Source organism: Aeromonas sp. QDB18 (assembly GCF_027705325.1).
Classification (GTDB): Bacteria; Pseudomonadota; Gammaproteobacteria; order Enterobacterales; family Aeromonadaceae; genus Aeromonas; species Aeromonas caviae.
In genome coordinates, this window is record NZ_JAPDBQ010000070.1 from 1 (window position 1) to 20,236 (window position 20,236).

At 63.8% G+C, this 20,236-nt stretch carries 22 protein-coding genes; 12 read left to right on the top strand and 10 right to left on the bottom strand.

Translation table 11 applies throughout. From position 1 onward, the window contains the following. Positions 1-116: 116 nt before the first annotated feature. Together OKC30_RS11945 and OKC30_RS11950 are read left to right on the top strand one after the other, a co-directional pair. Positions 117-1,121, top strand: a complete 1,005-nt coding sequence (locus tag OKC30_RS11945; RefSeq protein WP_370736853.1) for a nucleoside hydrolase — start codon at positions 117-119, stop codon at positions 1,119-1,121. 95 nt (positions 1,122-1,216) lie between these two features. After that, positions 1,217-1,546 carry a DUF3634 family protein gene (locus OKC30_RS11950; protein WP_039039207.1) on the top strand — a complete coding sequence of 110 codons (330 nt, stop codon included), beginning with the start codon at positions 1,217-1,219 and terminating at the stop codon, positions 1,544-1,546. Between the two features lie 90 nt (positions 1,547-1,636). Here OKC30_RS11950 and OKC30_RS11955 read toward each other — a convergent pair whose 3' ends face one another. Then, on the bottom strand, positions 1,637-2,545 hold the full coding sequence (locus OKC30_RS11955; protein ID WP_270670416.1) for a LysR family transcriptional regulator: 909 nt from the start codon (positions 2,543-2,545) through the stop codon (positions 1,637-1,639). Positions 2,546-2,664: 119 nt separating this feature from the next. Between OKC30_RS11955 and OKC30_RS11960 the strand changes: the two genes are divergently transcribed. From OKC30_RS11960 to OKC30_RS11995, 8 genes are all read left to right on the top strand, one after another. Beyond that, positions 2,665-3,108: a carboxymuconolactone decarboxylase family protein gene (locus tag OKC30_RS11960; protein ID WP_270670415.1), complete on the top strand. Its 444-nt coding sequence runs from the start codon at positions 2,665-2,667 to the stop codon at positions 3,106-3,108. 534 nt (positions 3,109-3,642) lie between these two features. Further along, entirely contained in the window at positions 3,643-4,704 is a 1,062-nt protein-coding gene (gene cyoA / locus OKC30_RS11965) for a cytochrome o ubiquinol oxidase subunit II (protein WP_039039262.1), read from the top strand. 3 nt (positions 4,705-4,707) lie between these two features. Next, positions 4,708-6,684, top strand: a complete 1,977-nt coding sequence (cyoB, locus tag OKC30_RS11970; protein WP_041211612.1) for a cytochrome o ubiquinol oxidase subunit I — start codon at positions 4,708-4,710, stop codon at positions 6,682-6,684. Then, the gene (locus OKC30_RS11975) at positions 6,605-7,300 is read left to right on the top strand and encodes a cytochrome o ubiquinol oxidase subunit III (protein ID WP_080560441.1); all 696 of its coding nucleotides are present in this window, start codon (positions 6,605-6,607) and stop codon (positions 7,298-7,300) included. Before cyoB ends, OKC30_RS11975 begins: the two co-directional genes overlap by 80 nt. Then, positions 7,301-7,630 (top strand): cytochrome o ubiquinol oxidase subunit IV, encoded by a 330-nt coding sequence (locus tag OKC30_RS11980; RefSeq protein WP_010673684.1) that lies wholly within the window; start codon positions 7,301-7,303, stop codon positions 7,628-7,630. Positions 7,631-7,638: 8 nt separating this feature from the next. Continuing rightward, the gene (cyoE, locus tag OKC30_RS11985; protein ID WP_010673685.1) at positions 7,639-8,532 is read left to right on the top strand and encodes a heme o synthase; all 894 of its coding nucleotides are present in this window, start codon (positions 7,639-7,641) and stop codon (positions 8,530-8,532) included. A gap of 165 nt (positions 8,533-8,697) precedes the next feature. Continuing rightward, positions 8,698-10,059, top strand: coding sequence for an MFS transporter (locus OKC30_RS11990; RefSeq protein WP_041213223.1), 1,362 nt, complete (start codon positions 8,698-8,700; stop codon positions 10,057-10,059). An 83-nt stretch (positions 10,060-10,142) separates the two neighbouring features. Then, positions 10,143-10,511, top strand: coding sequence for a DUF1428 domain-containing protein (locus OKC30_RS11995; protein ID WP_010673687.1), 369 nt, complete (start codon positions 10,143-10,145; stop codon positions 10,509-10,511). Positions 10,512-10,653: 142 nt separating this feature from the next. Here OKC30_RS11995 and tauD read toward each other — a convergent pair whose 3' ends face one another. The 6 genes from tauD to OKC30_RS12025 all read right to left on the bottom strand — a co-directional run bounded on the left by tauD (position 10,654) and on the right by OKC30_RS12025 (position 16,605). Then, positions 10,654-11,505: a taurine dioxygenase gene (tauD, locus tag OKC30_RS12000; protein ID WP_043155533.1), complete on the bottom strand. Its 852-nt coding sequence runs from the start codon at positions 11,503-11,505 to the stop codon at positions 10,654-10,656. Positions 11,506-11,584: 79 nt separating this feature from the next. After that, complete coding sequence (gene tauC / locus OKC30_RS12005; protein ID WP_270809629.1) at positions 11,585-12,415, bottom strand: taurine ABC transporter permease TauC; 831 nt, start codon at positions 12,413-12,415, stop codon at positions 11,585-11,587. Beyond that, positions 12,412-13,179, bottom strand: a complete 768-nt coding sequence (tauB, locus tag OKC30_RS12010; RefSeq protein ID WP_042014207.1) for a taurine ABC transporter ATP-binding subunit — start codon at positions 13,177-13,179, stop codon at positions 12,412-12,414. Before tauB ends, tauC begins: the two co-directional genes overlap by 4 nt. Positions 13,180-13,270: 91 nt before the next feature. Beyond that, positions 13,271-14,170, bottom strand: a complete 900-nt coding sequence (tauA, locus tag OKC30_RS12015) for a taurine ABC transporter substrate-binding protein (protein WP_442865835.1) — start codon at positions 14,168-14,170, stop codon at positions 13,271-13,273. Between the two features lie 287 nt (positions 14,171-14,457). Further along, positions 14,458-15,561: an ElyC/SanA/YdcF family protein gene (locus OKC30_RS12020; protein ID WP_010673688.1), complete on the bottom strand. Its 1,104-nt coding sequence runs from the start codon at positions 15,559-15,561 to the stop codon at positions 14,458-14,460. Between the two features lie 150 nt (positions 15,562-15,711). After that, positions 15,712-16,605 carry a LysR family transcriptional regulator gene (locus OKC30_RS12025; RefSeq protein ID WP_052815876.1) on the bottom strand — a complete coding sequence of 298 codons (894 nt, stop codon included), beginning with the start codon at positions 16,603-16,605 and terminating at the stop codon, positions 15,712-15,714. A 100-nt stretch (positions 16,606-16,705) separates the two neighbouring features. On the opposite strand from OKC30_RS12025, the gene OKC30_RS12030 reads away from it, so the two are divergent. Next, on the top strand, positions 16,706-17,206 hold the full coding sequence (locus OKC30_RS12030) for a DMT family transporter (protein ID WP_081000907.1): 501 nt from the start codon (positions 16,706-16,708) through the stop codon (positions 17,204-17,206). A gap of 10 nt (positions 17,207-17,216) precedes the next feature. Then, the gene (locus OKC30_RS12035; protein ID WP_270809630.1) at positions 17,217-17,651 is read left to right on the top strand and encodes a DMT family transporter; all 435 of its coding nucleotides are present in this window, start codon (positions 17,217-17,219) and stop codon (positions 17,649-17,651) included. 272 nt (positions 17,652-17,923) lie between these two features. On the opposite strand, the gene OKC30_RS12040 is transcribed toward OKC30_RS12035, so the two are convergent. The 3 genes from OKC30_RS12040 to OKC30_RS12050 all read right to left on the bottom strand — a co-directional run bounded on the left by OKC30_RS12040 (position 17,924) and on the right by OKC30_RS12050 (position 19,858). Further along, on the bottom strand, positions 17,924-18,166 hold the full coding sequence (locus OKC30_RS12040; protein ID WP_010673692.1) for a DUF3297 family protein: 243 nt from the start codon (positions 18,164-18,166) through the stop codon (positions 17,924-17,926). Positions 18,167-18,264: 98 nt separating this feature from the next. Next, the gene (locus OKC30_RS12045) at positions 18,265-19,581 is read right to left on the bottom strand and encodes a HipA domain-containing protein (RefSeq protein ID WP_270809632.1); all 1,317 of its coding nucleotides are present in this window, start codon (positions 19,579-19,581) and stop codon (positions 18,265-18,267) included. Beyond that, complete coding sequence (locus OKC30_RS12050) at positions 19,565-19,858, bottom strand: helix-turn-helix domain-containing protein (RefSeq protein WP_041206866.1); 294 nt, start codon at positions 19,856-19,858, stop codon at positions 19,565-19,567. Before OKC30_RS12050 ends, OKC30_RS12045 begins: the two co-directional genes overlap by 17 nt. Positions 19,859-20,236: the final 378 nt, after the last annotated feature.

A 20,236-nucleotide genomic window follows, 5' to 3' on the forward strand; every position in this document is an offset into this window, starting at 1 on the left:
AGCGGCGGGACACGCCGTTTTAGCCTGTGGAGGCGTGGTGCAATCAGGCCGCCCGATGAAGCAGGAACCCGGTACTGTGCGAGCAGCTATCACCCAGTAATGGGAATCCCCCTCCTGTGACGCGAAGCGCTAAGGTGGGGGAGGATGTCAAGACCCACAAGATCATTCTGGATACCGATCCCGGCATCGACGATGCCATGGCCATTCTGTTTGCCGAGGCGCACCCTGCCATCGAATTGCTCGCCATCACCACGGTGTTTGGCAATGCCACCATCGAAAATGGCACCCGCAACGCCCTCTGGCTCAAGCAAAAATATGGCATGAAGGCGGACGTGGCCCGGGGCGCCGCCGCGCCGCTGCTGCGCGAGCCCGTGGGGCCGACGACGGTGGTGCACGGCCCGAGCGGCTTTGGCGACGTCCAGGCGGGGGAGGTGACCCTCATCCCGGATCCCCGCCCGGCCTGGCAATACATCGTCGAGACGGTGAAGGCCCATCCCGGCGAGATCACCCTGGTGACCATCGGTCCCCTCACCAACCTGGCGCTGGCGCTCGAGGCGGCCCCCGAAGTAGCCGCCCTGGTGAAAGAAGTGGTCGTGATGGGCGGTGCCTTTGGCGTCAACGGCCATCGCGGCAACGTGACCCCCTATGCCGAGGCCAATATCCACGACGATCCCGATGCGGCGGACCGGGTCTTCACCGCCCCCTGGCCCCTGGTGATCATCGGGCTCGACGTCACCCAGCAGAGCATCTTCACCGCCGACTATCTGGATGCCCTGCGGGACGATGCGGGGGAGCCGGGCCGCTTCCTGTGGGATGTCAGCCGCTTCTACCTGCGCTTCTATTCCGAGCGCATCGGCATGGCGGGGTGCCATGTGCACGATCCCTCCGCCATCGCCTATGTGATCGATCCTGCGCTGTTCACCCTGCGCAAGGGGCCGGTGCGGGTCATCACCGAGGGGCCCGCCATCGGCCATACCCTGCAAAAATTTGACGACACCCGCCATCCCCATGACGAGTGGGCCGACTGCCCGGCCCAGCAGGTCGGGGTCGCGGTGCGGGATCAGGCCTTGCTCGCCCTCTATCGGGATACCCTGGTGGCCTGGGGCAAGGGGCGCCGATAAGGCCCGGCAGTGAGTGAAAGCGTGATGGCGGCCGGGTCATGGTGAGGCGCCCCCGGTTATACTGGCGAATATCGGGTTGACGGGAGGAAGACGCAATGGCCTGGTTGTCTCTGTTGGTGGCGATAGCCCTGATCGGGTGGTTGATGACGCTGGGGCGCGGCGCCCTTTTCGAGGTCCGGCTCGCGCCGGGCAAGGTGGTGGTGAAGCGGGGCTCGGTGCCGCCGCGCTTTGTGACCCAGGCGACCCAGATCCTGCACCATGAGCCGGTGCGCGGACGCATCCTGGGCCTGCGGGACGGCAACGGGGTGAGGCTGGTCTTCTCCCGCTCCATCCCCGAGCCCGTGGCCCAGCGCCTGCGCAACATCTTCCCCTACGGGGATTACCGGGGGCTCTCCCCAAGCCCTGACGGGCGAAAATCACGCTGAGCGGTCGCCGTGGCGACCCTCATTTCCAGACGCCGGGCCCTGTGCCCGGCGTCTGCGTTTTCAGCGTTTCGCCAGGAGGCTCTGTTGCGGTCAGCGCGGCCCTTGCAGGGGCCTGATCGCCTCGACCAGAAAGTCGATGAAGGCGCGGGTCTGGGGTTTGAGGAAGCGGCCGCCACGAAACACCGCGTGGATCTCGTCCTGGCGATCCTCGTAGGGGGAGGCGAGCCACTCTGGCAGCAGCGGCAGCAGGGTGCCCTCGTCGATGCCTTGCTGCACCATCCAACTCGACAGCAGCAGCACGCCGGACCCCGCGAGGGCGGCGCAGAGCAGGGGCGTGCCCCCGACCGAGGCGAGGTTGCCCTGCACCGCCACCTTCTCGCGCTCCGTGCCCTGCTGGAAGTACCAGTGCTGGCGTTGGCGCCCATGGCCGCGAATGAGGCAGTTGTGGTGGGCCAGCTCGGCGGGATGGGCGGGTTCGCCATGGCGGGCCAGATAGGCGGGGGAGGTGACCAGCAGCGAGCGGTTGGTGAGCAGATGATGAGTGTGCAGGCTGCTGTCGGCGGGCTTGCCGATGCGCACCGCCACGTCCACGTTCTCGGCATCGAGATCCACCATGCGGTTGTCCAGCGCAGCCTCCAGGCGCACCCCGGGGTAGCGGGCGAGGAAGTCGGGCAGGCGGGGAGAGAGCCAGGACGCGCCGAAGCTCTCGAACACCGAGACCCGCAGCGGCCCCTCTGGCGCCACCGAGAGGGGTTGCAGGGATTGCACCAGCTGATCCGCCTCCTCCAGCAGGGGCAGGGAGCGGGCGAGAAAATAGGCGCCCTGCTCGGTCAGCACCAGTTGGCGGGTGCTGCGCTTGAAGAGCGGGATCCCGAGCTGCTGCTCCAGGGCGTCGATGGCACGGGTCACGGAGGAGGGGGCCTGGTTGAGGGCGCGGGCGGCACGGGAGAAACTGCCCGATTCCACCACCTGGGCCAGGATGCGGATGCGATCCAGCATGGATTCACCTTTGCGATAAACGCAAAACTGTTGCAGGTTATGACGATATTCTAATCAACAATGAAAAAGTGAACAATCAGCTCACCGCCCCATCCGGGGTCCATCACAGGAGTCTTGCCATGTCACACCGTATCCAGCTCGCCAACCAGGTGCCCGCCGCCGTCTCGGCCATGATGGGCCTTGAGTCCTACCTCGGGGGCACCGACATTCCCCTGTCGCTCAAGGAGCTCATCAAGCTGCGTGCCTCCATGATCAACGGCTGCGCCTACTGCATCGAGATGCACGCCGACGTGGCGATGAAGCACGGGGAGAGCGCCCAGCGTCTGCTGGCGCTGGCCGCCTGGCAGGAGTCGCCGCTGTTCGACGCCCGGGAGCGGGCAGTGCTGGCCCTGACCGACGAGGTGACCCTGATCGCCGACAAGGGGCTCACGACGCAGACCTATGAGGCGGCGCTGGCCCAACTGGGGGAAACCCTGCTGGCCCAGTGTCTGGTGCAGGTGGTCACCATCAACGCCTGGAACCGGATCGCCGTGGCGACCCGGATGGAACACGGTTACTCCTGACTCCGACTCCGAGGGAGGGAGAGAAAACGATTGTCAACGGGCCCGCACAAGGGCCCGTTTTGTTACGAAGTGTGCCTTCTGGCGCCAGGGGTTGCGACCGTTGTCGGGGGGCGGGAAGTTAATCATACATTCGTTTGATTAATTATTTTTTTAATCTTCCCCGAAAAATACCCATCCAGATCAAGGTGTGGAAAAATGACCTGTGAGTCGAAAAGGGGCTGTATGGCTCTTTTTTGATCGCAATGGCGGGTTAAAAACAGACCAGATGGATCTTTTTGGTTAATTGGTGGTCACTTTTGGTGGCGCGAGAGATTAACGGAAGATGAATTGCCGCGGTGTAACTTGAATAAATTGGTCATTGTCAAGGGATTAACATCTGATACCGCTTTCCATCACCTTTTGAACATTTTTGGGATTAATTTTTCATGTTGTTCACATGCCGGTCTGATGCAATAAAATGCTGCATTTTTTTATACCAATAAGCCTTCAAAAGATGAGGACATTGCATGAGACATCTTTGATGTGAAGAGGGGCTTGGGCGCTTTGCTGCTGCTCGCGACCGCCAGCTTGCTGAGTGGCTGCGACATGGCACTGATGAGCCCCAAGGGGCAGGTCGGTATGGAGCAGAAGTCACTGATACTCACCGCACTCGGCTTGATGCTGATCGTGGTGGTGCCCGTGATTGTCATGGCGGTGGCGTTCGCCTACAAATACCGGGCGTCCAACACCAGTGCCACCTATGCGCCGGACTGGGCCCACTCCAACAAGATTGAGGCAGTCGTCTGGACTGTACCCGTCATCATCATCGTCATCCTGGCGGTGATCACCTGGAAAACTTCCCACTCCCTCGACCCCTACAAGCCGCTGGAATCGGACGTCAAACCGGTTCAGGTGGATGTCATTTCCCTGGACTGGAAGTGGTTGTTCGTCTATCCGGAGCTGGGCATTGCGTCGGTCAACGAGCTGGCCTTCCCGGTCAACACCCCGGTCAACTTCCGGGTGACCTCCGACACCGTGATGAACTCCTTCTTCATCCCGCAACTGGGCGGCCAGATCTACGCCATGGCCGGCATGCAGACCAAGCTGCACCTGATTGCCAACGAAGCGGGCGAGTACAAGGGCATCTCCGGCGGTTACAGCGGTGCCGGTTTCTCCGGCATGAAGTTCAAGGCCATCGCGACCCAGGACCAAGCCGGTTTCGACGCCTGGGTAGCCAAGGTGAAGGCCTCTTCCAAGGCCCTGAGCACCATGGATGAGTTCAATGCCCTGGCCAAGAAGAGCGAAAACCACCCGGTGGAGTACTTCGCCAGCGCCGATCCCAAGCTGTTCGTCAACATCATCAACAAGTTCATGGGCGGCATGTCCCATGGTGGTCACGCCACCCCGGCTGCGGGCTCTGCGGATCACGAGGGCATGAACCACGAGGCCATGAACCATGACGCCGCCCCGAAAGCGGGTGCCATGGACCACGAAGGGATGAACCATGAGGCCTCGCAAGAGGACGCCATGGAGAACCAGGCCATGAACCATGACGCCCATGCCGGACACATGGCCATGTCGGCCGACAAGAGTGTGAAAGCAGGATCCGAGGAATAATCGATGTTTGGAAAATTGACACTCGAGGCTATTCCGTACCATGAACCCATCATCATGGTCACGATAGCCGGTATCATTCTGGGGGGCCTGGCCATCGCCGGTCTCATCACTTACTACGGCAAGTGGCAATATCTGTGGAAAGAGTGGCTGACCTCGGTCGACCATAAACGCCTCGGTATCATGTATCTCATTCTGGGCATGGTCATGCTGCTGCGTGGCTTTGCCGACGCCGTGCTGATGCGTGGCCAGCAGGTCATCGCCTCCGGGGGTGGCGAAGGCTACCTGAACGCCCATCACTACGACCAGATTTTCACCGCCCACGGCGTCATCATGATCTTCTTCGTGGCCATGCCGCTGGTGATCGGTCTGATGAACATCGTGGTGCCGCTGCAAATCGGTGCCCGTGACGTGGCCTTCCCCTTCCTGAACAACCTGAGCTTCTGGTTCACCGCCGCGGCCGTGGTGCTGATCAACGTCTCCCTCGGGGTCGGTGAATTCGCCCAGACCGGCTGGCTGGCCTATCCGCCCTTGTCGGGGCTGGAGTTCAGTCCCGGGGTCGGGGTCGATTACTGGATATGGAGTCTGCAGATTTCGGGTCTGGGGACCCTGCTGACCGGCGTGAACTTCTTCGCCACCATCATCCGCATGCGTGCCCCTGGCATGACCATGATGCGCCTGCCGGTCTTCACCTGGACCGCCCTGTGTGCCAACATCCTGATCATCGCCTCCTTCCCGATCCTGACCGTCACCATCGCCCTGCTCACCGCAGACCGCTACCTGGGTACCCATTTCTTTACCAATGACATGGGTGGCAACATGATGATGTACATCAACCTGATCTGGGCCTGGGGTCACCCCGAGGTGTACATCCTGGTGCTGCCGGTGTTCGGGATCTTCTCCGAAGTGGTGGCGACCTTCTGTAAGAAGAAGCTGTTCGGTTACACCTCCCTGGTGTGGGCAACCGTGGCGATCACCGTGCTGTCGTTCATCGTCTGGCTGCACCACTTCTTCACCATGGGGTCCGGCGCCAACGTGAATGCCTTCTTCGGCATCACCACCATGATCATCTCCATCCCGACCGGGGTGAAGATCTTCAACTGGCTGTTCACCATGTACCGCGGTCGCATCGAGTTCACCTCGCCCATGCTGTGGACCGTCGGCTTCATCATCACCTTCACCGTGGGTGGCATGACCGGGGTACTGCTCTCCGTGCCGGCCGCCAACTTCGTGCTGCACAACAGCCTGTTCCTCATCGCCCACTTCCACAACGTCATCATCGGCGGCGTGGTGTTCGGCTGCTTCGCCGGTATCACCTACTGGTTCCCGAAAGCGTTCGGCTTCAAGCTGGATGACGTCTGGGGCAAGCGTGCCTTCTGGTGCTGGATCACCGGCTTCTTCGTGGCCTTCATGCCGCTCTACGTGCTGGGCTTCATGGGCATGACCCGTCGTGTCAGCCAGAACATCGATCCCGAGTTCCACGGCTGGCTGGTGGTCGCCGCCTGCGGCGCCGGTCTGATTGCCCTGGGCGTGCTGTGCCAGGTCATCCAGATCGTGGTCAGCATCCGCGACCGCGAGAAGAACCGCGACCTGACCGGCGATCCCTGGGGTGGCCGTACCCTGGAGTGGGCGACGTCCTCTCCGCCGCCGTTCTACAACTTCGCCATCGAGCCGAAAGTCACCGGTCTGGACGCCTTCTGGGAAGCCAAGGCTGACGGCAGCGCTTACAAGAAGCCTGCCCAGTATGCCCCCATCCACATGCCGAAGAACTCCGGTGCCGGTGTCATCATCGCCGCCTTCAGCGTGGTGTTCGGCTTTGCCATGATCTGGCACATCTGGTGGATGGCCATCGCCGGCTTCATCGGCATGATCGCCACCTGGATCATCCACAGCTTCAACGACGATGTGGACTACTACGTACAGGTTGACGAGATCGAGCGCATCGAAGGTCAGCATTTCGACAACATCAACAAGGTGGCTTAATTCCATGGCGACTGACGTACTACATCACTCTCACGGTGCCCATGAGGATGGGCACCACGATGCCGGTGCCACCAAGGTATTCGGTTTCTGGATCTACCTGATGAGTGACTGCATCCTGTTCGCGACCCTGTTCGCGACCTATGCGGTCCTGGTCAACGGCACTGCCGGCGGCCCCACCGGCAAGGACATCTTCGAACTGCCGTTCGTGTTCGCCGAAACCATGCTGCTGCTGCTGAGCTCCATCACCTTCGGGTTCGGCATGCTGGCCATGAACAAGAACAAGGTTGCGGCGGTCAACACCTGGCTGTTCGTCACCTTCCTGCTGGGTGCCGGCTTCATCGCGATGGAAATCTACGAGTTCCATCACCTGATCGTGCACGAGGCGGGCCCGGATCGCAGCGGCTTCCTCTCTGCCTTCTTCACCCTGGTGGGGACCCACGGTATCCACGTGACCAGCGGCCTGGTCTGGATCATCGTGATGATGGTGTCGATCACCAAGAAGGGGCTGACCGAGCGCAACCGCACTCGCCTGATGTGCCTGAGCCTGTTCTGGCACTTCCTCGACGTGGTATGGATCTGCGTCTTCACCGTGGTCTATCTGATGGGGGTCATGTAAATGAGTCATTCCGTTGACAATCACGGCGCCAGCCACGGCAGCGTCAAGTCCTACATGATCGGCTTCGTGCTGTCACTCATCCTGACCGCCGTGCCGTTCTGGATGGTGATGGACGGCTCCGCCTCCCACGCCGTGGTGCTCGGCACCGTGGTGGCCATGGCGGTGGTGCAGATCTTCGTACACCTGGTCTACTTCCTGCACATGAACACCTCCTCCGAGGAGCGCTGGAACCTGGTGGCACTGGTCTTTACCGTGCTCATCATCGCCATCGTGGTCGTGGGTTCCCTGTGGATCATGTACAACCTCAACATCAACATGATGGTTCACTGAGCGGGTTGATGATGATGAAGCAATACCTGCAAGTGACCAAGCCGGGCATCATCTTCGGCAACCTCATCTCGGTTATCGGGGGATTCCTGCTGGCCTCGAAGGGGAGCCTGGATGTGCCCCTGTTCATCCTGACCATGGTGGGGGTGTCACTGGTGGTGGCCTCCGGTTGCGTGTTCAACAACTACATCGACCGGGACATCGACTGCATCATGGAGCGCACCAAGAACCGCGCCCTGGTGCGGGGGCTCATCGCCCCCGGTGTCTCCCTCTGGTATGCGACGGCGCTGGGCGTTGCGGGCATTGCACTGCTCTACTTTGCGGCCAATCCGTTGGCCGCCTTGCTGGCGGTGCTGGGCTTCCTGGTTTATGTGGGGGTCTACAGCCTCTACATGAAGCGCCACTCGGTCTATGGCACCCTGGTCGGCAGCCTCTCCGGCGCCGCGCCGCCGGTCATCGGCTACTGCGCGGTGAGCGGGCAGTTCGACTCCGGGGCCCTGATCCTGCTGGCGATCTTCAGCCTGTGGCAGATGCCGCACTCCTATGCGATCGCCATCTTCCGCTTCAAGGACTACCAGGCTGCCAACATCCCGGTGCTGCCGGTGGTGAAGGGGATCCCGGTGGCCAAGCTCCACATCACCCTCTACATCCTGGCGTTCATGGTGCCGACCCTGATGCTGTTCCTCGGCGGCTACGCCGGGTACAAGTATCTGGTGGTGGCCACCGCGGTGAGCGTCTGGTGGCTGGGGATGGCGCTGTCGGGCTACAAGGCGGCGGTGGACGACTCCCTCTGGGCGCGCAAGCTGTTCATGTTCTCCATCGTCACCATTACTTGCCTGAGCGTGATGATGTCGGTGGACTTCCAGCCGGACGCAGCGCCTGTATTGGTGAGCATGCTGCCCTGATAGTGTGAACTGCACCCCTGAAATGCATGAAATCCAGAGCCGGGAATCTTCCCGGCTCTGCTATTATGGGCGCCGCCCTGCAAGGGGCATCGCCGATTTTTCGGGGGCGGCCGGGCGCCTGTCACCCCTTTCTTTCCCTCTTCTTTTTGACTCATCGAGGCCCTCATGAATGATTTCACCATGACGAGGGGCGAGCGACGCGCGACCTGGGCGCTCGGCTCCGTCTTCTCGCTGCGCATGCTAGGCATGTTTATGGTGCTGCCGGTGCTGACCACCTACGGCATGTCCCTGGCGGGCGCCTCCGAGGCGCTCATCGGGCTTGCCATCGGCATCTACGGCATGACCCAGGCCCTGTTCCAGATCCCCTTCGGCCTGCTCTCCGACAAGGTGGGGCGCAAGCCCCTCATCGTTGGCGGCCTGCTGATGTTTGCCCTTGGCAGCGTCATCGCCGCCCTGAGCGACGCCATCTGGGGGGTCATCGTCGGGCGCGCCCTGCAAGGGAGCGGCGCCATCTCCGCCGCCGTCATGGCGCTCCTGTCGGATCTCACCCGGGAGCAGAATCGCACCAAGGCGATGGCCTTCATCGGGGTGAGCTTTGGCATCACCTTCGCCATCGCCATGGTGACCGGCCCCCTCATCACCCATGCCCTGGGCTTGTCCGGCCTCTTCTGGCTCATCGCCCTGCTGGCCCTGGCCGCCATCGCCATGGTGCTCTGGGTGGTGCCGACCCCGGCGGCACACCTGCAAAATCGCGAGTCCGCCATGGTGCGAGGCAGCTTTCGTACCGTGCTCACCAACCCTCGCCTGCTCAAACTCAACCTCGGCATCCTCTGCGTCCACACCCTGCTGATGTCGAGCTTCGTGGCCCTGCCGCCCCTGCTGGAACGTGCGGGCCTGCCCCGTGACAGCCAGTGGCAGGCCTATCTGGTCACCATGCTGATCGCCTTCGTCAGCGTGGTGCCCTTCATCATCTATGCCGAGAAGCACCGCCAGATGAAGCGGGTCTTCATCGGGTGCGTGGTGGTGATGCTGGCCGCCGAGCTGGTGCTCTGGCAGAGCGGCCAGCAGCTGTGGGGTTTGCTCGCCGGGTTGCAGCTCTTCTTCATCGGCTTCAACGTGATGGAGGCGCTGCTGCCGTCTCTCATCAGCAAGGAGTCCCCGCCGGGCTACAAGGGCACCGCCATGGGGGTCTACTCCACCAGTCAGTTCCTCGGGGTCGCCATCGGCGGCAGTCTCGGCGGCCTGCTCTACAGCCTGGGGGGCGGCCCCCTGGTGTTTGGCGGTTGCGCCGCCCTGGCCCTCGCCTGGCTCGGGGTGAGCCTCACCATGGCCGAGCCCCCTTATGTGAGCAGCCTGCGCATCGTGCTGCCGGAAGGGGTCGAGGCCACCCCGGCCCTGGAGCAGCGGATCCGCGCCTGCGAGGGGGTAAGCGACGTGCTGCTGGTGCGCGAGGAGCACTCCCTCTACGTGAAGGTGGACAGCAAGCGCCTGACCCGCAGCGATCTGGAGCGGCTGGTCTCTTTGTGATGGCGGGCTGCGCGGGGCGGCGCAGAGCGCGGGCTGATGGGCGGCTGCTATGCTGAGATCCTCACTCACAGGAGGAACCTCTGATGTCATACGTGGACGGATTCGTGCTCGCCGTGCCGACGGCCAACAAGCAGGCCCTGATCGATCATGCGGGGCAGTTTGACCCCATCTTCCTCGAATACGGCGCCACCCGGGTGCTGGAGTGCTGGGGGGACGACGTGCCTCACGGCAAGCAGACCGACTTTTATCGGGCGGTGGCGGCCAGGGAGGATGAAACCGTGGTCTTCTCCTGGGTGGAGTGGCCGAGCAAGGCGGTGCGGGACGACGCCATGGGCAAGATGATGCAGGACCCCAGGATGGACCCCGCCAATCCCCTGCACCAGACCATGCCGTTTGATGGCGCCCGCATGATCTTCGGAGGCTTCACCACCGTGCTGGAGCTCAAGGGCTGAGACCGGCCATCGGGGCTTCACCCTGGTGGCCGGAGCGCAAGGGCCGATAGCAACACCCAGGCCCGTCAGATGATGAAAAAGCCCGCCAGCCGGCGAGCTTTTTGCTGGGCGTTATCTCATGGTCGTTCTCCATGGGGGATGTTCAGCCCGGGCGCCAGAAGGGCTTGTCCCCGAGAATGGTGGCCCTGTGCATCACCCGGCGGGCTGGCAGGTAGTCGGCATTGGCATAGTGCTGGGTCACCCTGTTGTCCCAGATGGCGATGTCGTTCTCCTGCCAGCGCCAGCGCACCTGAAACTCGGGGCGGGTGATGTGCTCGAACAGAAAGCCGAGCAGGGCCTCGCTCTCTTTGGGGGGCAGCCCGGGCAGCCGGGTGGTGAACCCCTCGTTGACGAACAGGGCCTGACGGCCGCTCACCGGATGGGTTCGGATCACCGGGTGGCGCAGGGGCGGGTGACGGGCCACGGCCGCCTGCCAGCGCTGGCGCGCCTCCTCGCTGTCATCATGGCGATGGGCCGGGAAGGACTTGGTGAAGTCATGCTCGGCTTCCAGCCCTGCCAGCAGGGTTTGCAGGGGCGGCGAGAGGGCCGCCAGCGCCGCGATGCCGCTGGCCCAGAGGGTGTCCCCCCCGGTGGGGGGCAACTGCTTGGCGGCCAGAATGGCCAGTGCCGGGGGCGTCTCGATAAAGGTCACATCGGTGTGCCAGTTGTCGTTGTCCGGCGGATTGTCGTCGTGGGTATCGAGCACGATGATCTCCTCGGCCTCCTCCGTGTGGGGGTAGACGGGGTGGATGTGCAGATCCCCGAAGCGGTTCGCCAGCGCCCGCTGGGCTCGCGGGGTGATGGGCTGGTTGCGAAAGAACAGCACCTGGTATTTGAGCAGGGCGCGATGGAGCTGCTCGAACTGCCCCTGGCTCAGGGGCTCGGCCAGATTGACGCCGGCGATGACGGCGCCGATGTGAGGGCCGAGGGGGGTAATGGTCAACTTGTCGGTCATGGTCTTGTTCCATGTCTGGGGGCGTGAAGGCCCGATGCCAATAGGAAAGGGAGGCGAAGGATCGCGGTCAGCCTGTGGCTCATTGTCCTTCTCCATGCCAGGGGGTGAGCCTGCGCTGCAGGGCGCGCAGGCCCAGTTCCAGTACGAAGGCGATCAGGGCGATCACCAGGATGCCCGCCAGCACCACGTCGGTGGCGAGAAACTCGCCGGCGGATTGCACCATGAAGCCCATCCCCCGGGTGGCGGCGATAAGCTCGGCCGCCACCAGGGTGGACCAGCCCACCCCGAGCCCGATGCGCAGCCCGGTCAGGATGTCCGGCAGGGCGCCGGGCAGGATCACGTGCCAGAGCACCTGGGACCGGGATGCTACGAGCGCCTGGGCCGCCCGCACTCGCACCGCGTTGGCGCTCTGCACCCCCGCCAGGGTCGCCAGGGCCACGGGCGCGAAGATGGCCAGATAGATGAGCAGTACCTTCGATGTTTCACCGATGCCAAACCAGATCACCATGAGTGGCAGGTAGGCGAGCGGCGGCACCGGGCGGTAGAGCTCGATGAGGGGATCGAGCACGCCGCGCACCGTGGGGGAGAGCCACATGGCGATGCCCACCGTGATGCCAAAGAACGCCGCGGCAGCGAGCGCCACCAGGATGCGCCCCAGGCTGGCCCCCAGGTGTTGCCACAGGGTGGCATCCATAAAGCCCGTTGGGCCTGCGATGGTGATGAGCTGTGCCAGCACCCGCTGTGGGGGCGGCAGGAACAGGGGATCGACCCAGCCGAAGTGGGCCACCAGCCACCACAGGGCCAGCAGCACGAGCAGGGTGGCGAGGCTCAGGGTTAGGCGGCGGGGCAGGGGCCAGCCCGCTGCCCGTGCGTGGGTGAGATCCCGTTGCCGGGCGAGGGCGAGGGTCATGCGAAGGCCTCCCGCTCTGCGAACACCCGTTCCAGCACGTATTCACGGCGCTCGATGAAGGCCGGATCGGACTTGATGCTGCGGCAGGGCTCCCCGGCGGCGAAGCGGCGACCGAAATCCAGGGTCAGCCGCTCCGTCACCCGCCCGGGGGAGGGGGAGAGCAGCACCAGATCGGTGGCCATGAAGATGGCCTCCTCGATATCGTGGGTGATGAGCAGCACCTGACGCCGGTGCTCGTGCCACAGGCGCAGCAGCAGAGTCTGCATTTGCTCCCGGGTGAAGGCGTCCAGGGCGCCGAAGGGCTCGTCCAGCAGGAGCAGGCGGGGCTGGGTGGCGAGGGCCCGGGCGATGCCGACCCGCTGGCGTTGGCCGCCGGAGAGCTGCCAGATGGCGCGATCGCCGGCCCCCTCCAGCCCCACCTGACGCAGCAGTGCCTGGGCCTGTTCGGTGCGCTCGGCACTGGGCACGCCCGCCAGCTGCAGGCCGAGGGCCACGTTGTCTCGCACGTTGCGCCAGGGCAGCAGCCCCTCGCTCTGGAACACCACGCCGCGCTCGGCGCCGGGGCCGGTGACCGGCTTGCCCTCAAGGCTTATCTGGCCGTGGTGGCAAGGCTCGAAGCCCGCCACCAGGTTGAGGAGGGTCGTCTTGCCCGAGCCCGAGGGCCCCAGCACCACCATCAGCTCCCCCTCGGACAGGGAGAGGTTGATGTTGTCGAGCACCCGCCTGCCGGCGTACTCGGCGGACACATGAGAGAGCTGCAGCATGGTCGTCTCCTTGGATTTACTGGGCCACGGCTTTCACGAAGCGATCGGTCACGAACTGGCGGTAGTCCGAGGCGGCGTTCACGACCTTGCCCTAGCTCTCGAGGAAGCGGGCGGTGTCGATGATGGTCTGGTTGACGAGGCGCCCGAGCTCGGCACTCTGGGCCTTCGCATCGAGGTAGGTGTTGCCCTTCACCAGCGCGGGAACGTCCGCCTCGGGAACGCCGCTCAGCTTGGCCAGCTTGGCGAGGTTGTCCGGCTTGGTGAGCCAGCCGTCGGGGTTGGCCAGGTAGTCGCGCTGGGCGGCCAGGGTGCTGTTCACGAAGGCCTGCACCACTTCGGGGTGGGCCTTGGCAAAGTCCTTGCGCACCACCCAGACGTCCAGGGTCGGCGCCCCCCAGTCACCCACCTGGGCGGAGTCGGTCAGCACCTTGCCCTCCTTGGTGAGCTGGTTGAGGGCGGGGGCCCAGACATAGGCGCCGTCGATGTCGCCCCGCTGCCAGGCGGCGATGATGGCCGGTGGTTGCAGGTTGACGATCTGCAGCGTCGCGGGGTCGACGTTCCAGTGCTTGAGGGCCGCCAGCAGGCTGTAGTGAGTGGTGGAGGTATAGGGCACGGCGATGCGCTTGCCCGCGAGATCCTCGGGTTTCGCGAGCCCCTGCTTCACCACCAGGGCCTCGGACTCCCCGAGCTTGGAGGCGAGCAGGAACACCTCGATGGGCAGGTTCTGGCTCGCCGCCACCGCCAGGGGGCTGGAGCCGATGTTGCCTATCTGCACGTCGCCGGAGGCGAGCGCCCGTACCACGCTGGCGCCGCTGTCAAACTTGCGCCAATCCACGGTGGCGCCGCTCTCCCTGGCGAAGCTGTTGTCGGCCTGGGCCACCTTGGCGGGTTCGGCGGAGGTCTGGTAGGCCACGGTGACGTCGAGGGCCTGGGCGGACTGGCCGAGCAGCATGGAGGCTGCGAGCCACAGAGAGATGCCTTTTGCTGTCATGATGCACTTCCTTGTTGGGGGTGTTGGAAGCCACATCTTTATCTGAACATCCCCGGGGGCGAAGGAACGAGAAGGGTGTTCTCATGCCGTTTGGTTCTTAGAAAAAGAACGGTAAATCAATGATCTGATTGAGATATGCCAGAAAGTGGATAGCTTGCTCACCCGCCGTCTATCGGGTGGCTGGCGCAAGGGGCCAGCAGGTGCGTGCAGGGGCCAGCCACCAGGGGGGCAGTGACTGGCAGGGGGAAGAGAGGAAAAGGCCCCGCCAGGGGGGCGGGGCCGGGGGATCAGCGCTCAACCAGCGGGGCCGAGCGGTAGCTCCACAGGCCATAGGTGCGCAGGGCGTCCCGGTAGATGCCAAGCAGCTCCTCCGGGCTCGCCTTGGCCAGGGCCGAGAGGGGCTTGTCCGGGTAGGCGACGCTGTCGATGCGGATGTTCGCCGGGCCGCTCTGCCAGCAGGCGATTTCCAGCAGGGTCTGGCCCCGGCGCACATGGCTCGCCGAGCTCACCAGGGTGGCGAACTCAATCTCGTGGCGGGCGAGGGCATAGCCGCTGTAGAGGGCGTTCTCCACCGTGCTGGTGGCGTAGTTCTCCTCGATGATGCGGGAGCGGTCGATGCCCTTTTTCGCCAGCCAGTCCGCCATCAGCTTGCCCTCGGTCTGGCGGTTCTGGGGCACGCCGCCGGTGAGGATGACGAGGGCCGCCGGATCGGCCTGGGCCAGGGCGCGGGTGGTCTCGAGGCGTCCCAGCAGGATGTCGTGCATGGAGCCATCGGGATTGAGGGCATAGCCCAGGGTGACGATGGCGCGGCGCCCCTTCTTCTCGCCCCGTCCCTGACGCTCCTTGAGGGGGGTGGCGACCACCCTGTCCACGGTGGCGAACAGTCGCTGCAAGTCGGCGGCGCGACCGGCATTGAGCTCACCGACCCGCTTGAGGTAGCCATCGGATTTGGCCTGGTTGCCCTTGAAGCGCTGCCAGGTGGCCAGATAGGTGTTGATGTCCAGATCGTCCGGGGCGGCGGTGAGGGCCTGCTCGAACAGGGCGATGGCCCTGTCCACGTTGCCGTTGTAGATCTGGGCGTTGGCCGCCGAGATGAGCAGATCGGTGCGATAGGGCTCGAGCTGGTGGGCCTCCAGCAGCAGGGTGGTCACCTGCTCCATGTTGCTCGGCATCTTGGCGGTGAAGCCCGCATCGGAGACCCGGGCGGGGGAGTGGAAGATGCGGGCGGCGTCTGCCAGCAGCTGATCCACCACCTGGCGCTTGCTGATGAACTGCTCGTAATTCTGCTCCTTTTGCAGGGAGCGCACCGGGGCGGCCCAGGCATCGGATGAGACAACGAGCGGCAGCGTCAGCAGGCTGGTGAGGGTCAGGGCAATCGCGGTTTTCTTCATCATGGGGCTCCCTCTGGGGTGCGGGGTGCGATGCCTTGGCTCGTCCCCTGAATGCTTTTCCAATAAAAACAGATGCTTGGTTTGCTGCCTACTCTACTCCCTTCCCGATGAAAAAAACGTGAACCGTTCCGGTTATCCCGATGCCCCCCCTCAGCGCAGCCCCAGACGTTCCTGCAGGAAGGCCAGCCAGGCCTCCACCTTGGCGGGCAGGTGGCGGCGCCTGGGATAGACGCACCAGATGCCGTGCTCGGGCAGGGCATGGTCTGGCAGGACGGGCACCAGCCGCCCGATGGCGAGATCCCGCGCCACGATGAAGTCCGGCATGTTGCCGATGCCAAGCCCCGCCAGCAGCGCGGTGTGGATGGCATCGCTGTTGTTGACCTCGAAATTGCCCCTGGGGGTGATGGCCACCTCCCCTTCGGGCCCGTGCAGCCGCCACTGGGTGCCGCCGCGAAACAGGGAGTAGAAGAGGCAGTTGTGGCGCTCGAGATCCGCCGGGGTGCGGGGCGTGCCGGCCTGCGCCAGGTAGGCGGGGGCGGCGCACAGGGTGCTGAGACAGGGGGCGAGGCGGCGGGCCACCAGGCTCGAATCCTCCAGCTCGCCGATGCGCACCGCCACGTCGAACCCCTCGGCCACCAGATCCTGCCGGGCGTCGCTCATCTCCAGCTGCAACTGCACCTCGGGGTGGAGGGCGAGAAACTCGGGGACAAGGGGGGCGATGTGGCGCCGGCCATAGACCATGGGCACCGTCACCCGCAGCAGGCCGCGGGGGACCGATTGCAGGGCGCCGATGGCATCTTCCCCGTCGCTGGCCAGGCGCACTGCATGGCGCACCGTCTCGAAGTAACGCTCCCCCGCCTCGGTGAGGGTGAGGGAACGGGTGGTGCGATAGAGGAGCTGGCAGCCGAGGGCCTGCTCGAGCTGGCTCACCTTCTTGCTCAGCACCGACTTGCTGAGGCCGAGCTGACGGGCGGCGCCGGAGAAGGTGCCCGACTCCACCACGGCGACGAAGGCGGGGAGCAGGGCGAAGGCTTCCTGGTTCATGTTGTTCTCGTTATGGAAACAATGTTGTTCCAGGAGGGTAGATTATCCCCAAAACAAAAACAATTTACCCTGCTCGTCAGTTCAACCAAGGAGCAACCCCATGATCCCCCCGCTTGTTGACCGCGGCCCCGGCCGCCCCGCCCTCGGCCAGACACTTGGCCAGACACTTGGCCAGACCCTGGGTGCCCTGGCCGCCTTCGCCGCCGGTCTGCTGCTGGCGCTGATGATCGCCCAGAACGGCGCCCTGTCCCGCGCCACCGACCCCTGGCTCGCGAGCTGGCTGGCCCACGGGGTCGGCAGCCTGGTGGCCGGGCTCCTGTGGTGGCTCTCCCCAAGGCCCCCGACGCCGGAGGCGGCCCCGCCCTGGGCCTGGCTCGGCGGTCTGCCGGGGGCGCTCACCGTGGTGCTGGCAGCCCTGTGCCTCAACTCGCCCCTCGGCATGGCGGGCACCCTGGCCCTGCTGCTGCTCGGCCAACTGCTGTTTGGTGCCCTGTGCGATGGCCTCGGCTGGCTCGGACTGGCTCGCCGCCGCCCCTCGGGAAAAGACGCGCTCGCCGCCCTGCTGGTGATGGCCGGCGCCCTGCTCATCGTGCTGCATTAGGAGAGACACCATGACCATATTGATCCTGCTGGGACTGCTGAACGGCGTGGCGGTGAGCCTGTCGCGCACCCTCAATGGCCGCCTCGCCAGCGCCCGGGGCGCCATGACGGCGTCCCTTGCCAACCACCTGCTCGGCTTCGGGCTGCTCGGCGCCCTGCTCATCCTCAAGGGGGCGCCCTGGGAGCGGCTCGCCGGGCTCGATCCCTGGCTGCTGCTCGGCGGCGTGCTGGGGGCGTTGTTCGTCGCCATCAGCAGTTGGGCCATCGGCCGGATCGGCGCCCTGGCCTGCGCCCTGCTCATCGTCACGGGCCAGCTGGCGGGGGGCGCCCTGCTCGATGCCCTGGCCGGACGGCTGGCCGCGAGCGATCTGCTCGGCATCCTGCTGGTGCTGGCGGGGGCTGCGCTGCAACGCTGGCAGGGCGGCAAGTCGCGTTCCCGAGGGTGAGTGGGGCGGTGATGGCCTGGGTAAACCGGCAGGGATGACAAGAGCGTCGCCTTGCCTGGATGCCAAAGGCGGCTCGCCTGCCGGATCAGGGCCCAGATGAAAAGGAAAAGGCGAAAGCAAGGGAGGGAAAGGAAGAAACAGGAAGGCAACAGAGAGCAAAGAAAGAGAGGCGCCTGTCACCCTGGGCCGCCCTCAACAGCAGAACACCGGCGCAAGGCCGGTGTTCTGAACAGCATGGCGGCGGGCCCGGCGGGGCGCGCGGTCAGGGCCGCTTAGGCGTAGAAAGCCTCGACGGTGCCCTTGACGGTGATCAGCATGGGGTTGCCGTAGCGATCCTTGGCCTTGGGGGAGGGGATCTTCACCCAACCTTCGCTGATGCAGTACTCCTCGACATTGGTGCGCTCCTTGCCGTTCACGCGAATGCCGATCTCGTGCTCGAAACACTCCGCCACATGGTGCGGGCTGCGCGGGTTGGCCGCCAGACGGTCGGGCAGTGCAGGTTTGTTGTCGCTCATTTTATAGACCTGAGTGTGATAAAAAGTGGGTCATTGTAGGCAATGCCCGTCATGGGCTCAAGGCTGGGTTGCGTCCCATGGGGGTGGACAAGGTCCGGCTACAGTTGTAGATCGAGCAACAGCGTCGCCTGCTCCTGAAAATGGTGGCAACGGCGTTCAATGTCGTCTCGGTAGACTGCCAGATAAGCCAGCTCGGCGGGATTGTCTGTCTCGACCAGGGCGATGGCGGCATCCAGATGGTGCAGTATGTCGCTGGCCATCTTGTGCAGGGTCTGCTGCAACAGGCGTTTGGGCAGCTCACATGCTTCGGCCATCTCCAGCAACTGCCATGCGTTGACCACCTCGGGAGTAAACTCGTCGCCGATGGCCATGGCCAGATGCTGGTTGAACTCGGGGTAAAGCCCCACATTGACCAGATCGTACCAGGGAGTGGGCATCAGCCCTGCTTTTGATACGAAGAAGCTGTAGTTCTTGCCGTGGGCATCGTGATTGTTGACGCAGAGGTTGAAGAGCAGCCATTGCAGCATGTCCAGTCTGGCCTGCGCCGGATTGACGCAGAGGGCGCTGAGGTTGAACAGCCGTGGCAGGCTCACTCCTTCCCGAATATGGGCCACATCCCGCCCGTCACCGAAGTTGCGTTCATATTTTCGGGCGACGGGAAACCCCAGCCCCTGACAGGCATCGATCATATGGCGACGGCGCACCCTCAAGCCATCCTCATCGAGGCGCCGATCGAAGCGTTCTACCAGCAAACCCCGGTGGGACTTATCGCCTTGGCCGACCCTGTGCAGTTCGACCTGTGCCACCGGCATGCCCAGCAGTGCGGCCAGTCGCATGGTCACAAACTCATTGATCACCAGATGAGGGTGATGCTCGAACTTGAGGAGGTGGGTGGAACAGAGCTCGCCCTCGCCAAATCCCAGTGCCCCCTCGAGTCGCAGCAGGTTGAGCTTGGCCTGCACCCCCGCAACCGAGAGGCGGGGGCGACCATCCCAGACTTCCAGCGGCCAGAGCTCGGGCTGATCGAGCCGCAGCATCAACTCCTCTGGGGTGATGGGGCGAAAGTGGGTGGGAATATCGGGCTCTGCGGGCAGGGTAAAGGTGACCGCCCCGGAGACATCGCGGCCGATGCCGTGGATCAGGGCAAAGAGATTGCTGCGCGAAACAGATAGCGCTTCAATCAGGTGCTCCAGCCCGCGATTTTCTGGCAGCAAGTTGCCGAGATACGCCCGGATCTGGGCGCTGCTGGCCGAACCATCCAGCGCCAGCGGCGGTGAGATCGGGAAGCCGCGAGCTTGCCATGCAGGTGTATAGCCGAGCTGAAAAGTATCCCGTTGGGAGTCATATTCAAGATGGCCGATCAGCTGGTTACCCAGCCGAAGTTCAAGCCGATGGCGCTCAGAACCACTCATCATCACCGACCTCTGATTGGCTGCTGTCGCTCGTTACCTGTGACCCGGCTTCTTGCACCAGTTGCAACCTCAGCCCCAGTGCGTTCATCACCTGCAGCAGGGTCGAGAGGTAGACATCCCCCCCCTTCTCAATCTTGATCAGGGTCTTCTTGGAGATGCCGCACAGTGAGGCTGTCACCTCCTGGGTCATCCTGGCGGCCTTGCGTCTCTCGCGTATCGCCAGCCCCAGGGAGGCGGGATCCAGTTCTTTCGGGCCGGTTTGCAACGATGCGTCTGCCATCATGATCACGAAAAAAAGTGTAGGTTGTTACACCTTAACCCATGGCGTGAGAATACATCAATCAAATGTGTACGATGGTGCACTTTTGATGGTTCTGGTACTGGTTGCAAGATAAAAGTGTAGAGGAGTCTACAAAGCTGTTGGCGATTCACATAGTTACAACACTATCTCCTCCGCAGTGGAGTAGGGACTAGTGTCTGGATGTATGGAGTTAAATCCGATCACATCGTAAGTCAATTTTTAATAAAGATTCATATGGTAATGCCGATAGTAATTGAAGACTAGATTGAATCTTAGCAATTGCCCCGTAAACCCTCGCCCAATCGGGCGGGGATATAAGGGGAGCTAATCTGGTGTGTTCTGCGAGGCCACATACGC